This window comes from Pseudomonas sp. 05N36, assembly GCF_056397385.1.
The window spans coordinates 1-4,924 of record NZ_JBFTNH010000043.1 but is presented as its reverse complement, the minus strand read 5'-3'; the positions used below and the strand labels follow the sequence as shown (position 1 = coordinate 4,924).

Below are 4,924 nucleotides of genomic sequence, written 5' to 3'. Positions count from 1 at the left end.
TTCTTCTCCCAGATGTGGCGCCCCACTGTCGCCACCCCGGCGCCCGGCGCGGTGCCCAAGCCGCTGGACCTGGTCGCCTGCATGAAGCATCCGCCGATGCCGCCGCAGTTTCTGGCCGAGGGCTCGGACAAAGTCACCATCAACGGCCAGCCCGCCGTGCGCAGCGGCGACCGCACCACCTGCGACGCCAAGGTGGTGGGCTCCGGGCTGATCTCACCCAACGTCACCATCGGTGGCGGTTCGGTGGTGGTGCGTGAGATCCGCAGCGGCAAGACCCCGGGCGTGGGGCTGGCGGTCACCGCGTTGTTGATGCTCAAGGGCGGCAAGGGCAAATTCCTGAGCAACCTGCCGTGCATGCTGGTGGGCGGCGCGGCATCGATGGCGGTCAGCAGCGCGATGGGCGCCGCGGCCAATGCCGCCATGGGCTCGTCGAACCCCGTGCATGCCGCCACCGGCGCCAAGGTACTGGGCGATGTCGAGGAGATGGACTTCGTCCTGCCCGGCATCCTGCCGATCGACTGGCAACGCTTCTACAACAGCCACGACGAACGCCGCGACGGGTTGTTCGGTGCCGGTTGGAGTGTGCCCTACGAGGTGCGCGTCGAAATCCTGCCCCATCCCGAGGGCGGCGAAACGCTGGTCTACACCGACGAACAGGGCCGACGCATCGACATGGGTTCGATCCCGCTCGGCGCCGCGGTGTTCAGCGCCGGTGAAGGCCTCAGCGTGCGGCGGCATGTCAACGGCGAACTGCTTATCGAAAGCGCGGACGGGTTGTACCAGCTGTTCGAGCCGGCGCCGGGCCACCCATCGCTGCTACGCATGAACCAGTTGGGTGACCGCAACAACAACCGCATCCACCTCGACTACGACGAAACCGGACGCTTGGTACAACTGCGCGACACCTTCGACCTGACCCGCATCGCGCTGGCCTACGACGAACGCTGGCCGCAACGGGTTAGCCGGATCGAGCGCCTCTATGCCGATCAACGCCGCGAAGTGCTGATGCACTACGGCTACGATATCCAGGGTGACCTAATCGAGGTGCGCCAGTCCAACGGGCAGGTGAAACGTCAGTTTGCCTATGACGCCGGACGCCGTATGGTCGAGCATCAGTTGCCGACCGGGCTGCGTTGCTTCTACGAATGGGCGTTGGTTGAAGACCTTGAATGGCGCGTGGTCCGCCACTGGACCGACGCGGGCGACCAATACACCTTCGACTATGATCTGGCAGCCGGGACCACTCGCATCACCGACGGTTTGAACCGCATCAGTACCCGGCGCTGGGATTCACGCCATCGGATCACCCAAGCCACCGATGCGCTGGGTCGCATCTGGACGTTCCAGTGGAACGACGAAAGCCAGTTGCTGGAGGCGACCGATCCCAACGGCGGGCAGCATCAATTCAGCTATGACGAAGCGGGCAACCTCTGCCAGACCAGCGACCCGCTGGGGCGCAGCGAGTCAACACTGTGGCTCGAGCACTGGGCGCTGCCCCTGGCCGAAACCGATGCTGCAGGTAATACCTGGCAGTACTGCTATGACTCGCGTGGCAATCGCATTCGCGAAACCGACCCGCTGGGCCACGTCACCCGCTATCGCCACGACGCCCACGGCCAGGCGGTAGAGATCATCGACGCCACCGGCAAAAGCAAGACCTTGCGCTGGACACCCCTTGGTCAACTCAGCGAACACACCGACTGTTCCGGCTACACCACACGGCTGAGCTACTGCGAGCGGGGGTTGTTGCTCAGCAGCACCGACGCGCTGGGGGAACGAACGCTTTTCAGCTACGACGACCAAGGCCGGCTGCTGAGCAAGCAACTACCAGATGGACGCACCGAGCAGTATCAGCGCGATGCGAGCGGACAGTTGATCGGCTACAGCGACCCGGCCGGACACACTACTCATTTCCAGCACACCCCGAGCGGTCAACTGCGCGTGCGCACTGACGCCCATGGCCGGCGAGTGGAACTGAGCTACGATAACTACGGGCGCCTGCTGGCCCTGACCAACGAAAACGGCGAGTGCTACCGGTTTGCCTGGGATGCCGCCGACCGCTTGAGCGCCCAACACAGCCTGGACAGTAGCCTCAAACGCTACGCCTACGATCCGCTGGACAACGTCACGCGCGTGGAAGCGCTCGCAGTGCCCGGTAGCACCGACCTGGACCTCTCACCGCAAGCACCGATCATCCATACGCTGAAACGCGATGCGATGGGTCGGCTGGTGGCGAAAGTCACCGAAGACGGGCGCACCGAGTACAGCTATGACGCGCTCGACCAGATCAACGCCATCACCTTCACCAGCCAGACCGGTGAAGAGCAAAGAGTGAGCTTCAGTTACGACGCCTTGGGGCAATTGATTGGCGAACAGAGCTGGGCCGGAAGTCTCGAACATCGCTACGACGAACTGGGCAACCTGACCCAGACGCTGCTTCCCGATGGCCGCTGGCTGAACCGCCTGCACTACGGCAGCGGTCACCTGCACCAGATCAACCTCGACGGCCAGGTCATCAGCGACTTCGAACGCGACCGCCTGCACCGCGAAGTGCTGCGCACCCAGGGGCGTCTGAGCACCCGCAGCGAATATGACCGCAGCGGCCGTCTGCGTGCCCGTCAGCGCCGGCAACAGGGGCAATCGGCCCTGCTGCCGCCCGCAGCGCAATCATTGTTTGGCTACGACGCCAGCGATCAACTGGTGGAGCGCTTCGACAGCCAGCCCGATGCGCCGCATCGGCAACTGCTGCACTACGACGCCACCGGCCGCATCCTCGCCAGCCAGGACAACCTCCAGGGCCAACGCGAAAGCTTCGCCTATGACCTGGCTGCCAACCTGTTGGACAGACGGGGCGCCGGGCGGGTCGCGCATAACCGCTTGTTGACCTACCAGGACAAGCGCTACCGCTATGACGGTTTCGGTCGCATGGTGGAAAAGCGCAGTACCCAGCGCGGGGTCCAGCGTTTGCGCTACGACGCCGAACAGCGTCTGGTGGAGGTTCGCAACGATAACGGCTCGGTCGTGAAAATGACCTATGACCCGTTAGGTCGACGCATCGAAAAAGCCGAATACGACCGCCACTGCACCCTGCTCAGCCGCACCCGTTTCACCTGGGATGCGCTGCAACTGTTGCAGGAACACCGCGCCAGCCAGACCAGCCTCTACATCTACGCCGACGACAGCCACGAACCACTGGCGAGAGTCGATGGCCTGGGTGAGCAACAGAAAGTCCGTTACTACCACAACGACTTCAACGGTCTGCCCGAACAACTCTCGGAAGCCGACGGCCACATACTCTGGCGAGCCCGTAATCAAGTGTGGGGCAGCACGGCCGAAGAGTTGCGCGAACCGTATTACATCGAAGAACAGAACCTGCGCTTGCAGGGCCAATACCTGGACCGCGAAACCGGACTGCACTACAACACCCTGCGCTTCTACGACCCGGACATCGGCCGCTTCACCACACCGGACCCCATCGGCTTGGCCGGTGGGCTGAACCTCTACCAATACGCGCCGAACCCAGTGAGCTGGATCGACCCCCTGGGACTGATGAAATGCTCGACACCGCCGAAGGGCCGCAAGGTCAACCGAACGGTTTATCGCTTTGAAGAACCTGATCGGATCAGCACAACCTGGAGCGCTCACAAGTGGAACGTCGCCGCCAGGCATCGCTACACTGCCCCGGGGTTAGGCGGTGTGTATGGCGCGAACTCACGCAAGACCGCCATGGGCGAGGTCAACCATTGGGGTGTGGACTTGTCTACGCGAGTGCTGGTGAGCAAGAAAGTGCAACTCAACAACGTCCTCGACCTGACCCGGGCCGATGTGCGCAAGCAACTGGGCGTTTCCCTTAAAAGCATCACCGGCGACAAGTACACCCAAACCCATCAGATCGGCGCCTGGGCCAAAGCCAATGGTTATGATGGGATCCTGGCGCCGTCGGCGCGAAACTCGACTGGCAGCAACTTGATTTCCTTTGCAGGTTTTTAAAATGGGACTGGAAGACGAATACGTGGGCGATGCAGATTGGCAGAAGTTCGTGCGGTTGTACGAAGAGGACTATCTCGACGACAACGCCCACGAGCTGGCCAAGGCCATGAATGGCCACCTCGACATGGCGGTCGTGCTCTATGGCAAAAGAGGACTCAAGGGAGGGTTGTGGTGGCTGGAACAGACCGTACCCGCCCTGGGTAACAAACGGCCGGCCGATTGCCTCAAGACCCCAAAGCTGATCAAACGCCTGAGAATGGCGCTGATGAGCATGCCGTAACCGATCAGGAGCAAAGTGCAATGGAAGGCATCGAATTGCGCAACAAGCGCAACGATTGCGCGGCGGCCAGACGCTTGCGTCTCATAAACATCCCGCATGTCTGACGCACTCTGGGCGGCCCGGCTGGGTGATGCACTCAACCACACCTCGATGATGGCCGACATCCTCGGCGGTGTGCTGGAGGTGGCGGCCAACATCGCGATTACTGCGCTGGCGACAGCTGCCGTGGTGGCGGCCACCGGCATCACCGTCGCCACCGGCGGCCTCGGTTGCTTTCTGCTCGGTGCGGTGGTGGGCACGGTGGTCGGTCTCGCCATGAGCAAGACCGGGGCCGACAAGGGTTTAAGCAACCTGTGCGAGAGCTTCAGCAATTCGCTGTTTCCGCCCACGGTACAGGCGAACATCCTCACCGGCTCCACCAACACCCTCACCAACAACATTCCCGCCGCCCGCGCCGCCGGGGCGATCCCGTCCCATGTCGCGCCGGCAGGCACCGAGCTGGAGACACCCGAGCCCGAAGCCGAGCCCAGCTATCTGGACATGGCCGAGAGCTTCTTCTCCCAGATGTGGCGCCCCACTGTCGCCACCCCGGCGCCCGGCGCGGTGCCCAAGCCGCTGGACCTGGTCGCCTGCATGAAGCATCCGCCGATGCCG

The 4,924-nt window shown here is 63.1% G+C and carries 2 protein-coding genes and 1 pseudogene; all 3 read left to right on the top strand.

The window, feature by feature from the left end:
* On the top strand, nt 1-3,990 hold a 3,990-nt coding region (locus AC1DIH_RS28035), incomplete at its 5' end, for an RHS repeat-associated core domain-containing protein (protein ID WP_477774071.1).
* 1 nt (nt 3,991) lies between these two features.
* Nucleotides 3,992-4,270: a hypothetical protein gene (locus AC1DIH_RS28030; RefSeq protein WP_477774070.1), complete on the top strand. Its 279-nt coding sequence runs from the start codon at nt 3,992-3,994 to the stop codon at nt 4,268-4,270.
* Between the two features lie 96 nt (nt 4,271-4,366).
* Nucleotides 4,367-4,924: pseudogene (locus AC1DIH_RS28025) on the top strand (RHS repeat-associated core domain-containing protein); the annotation flags it as partial.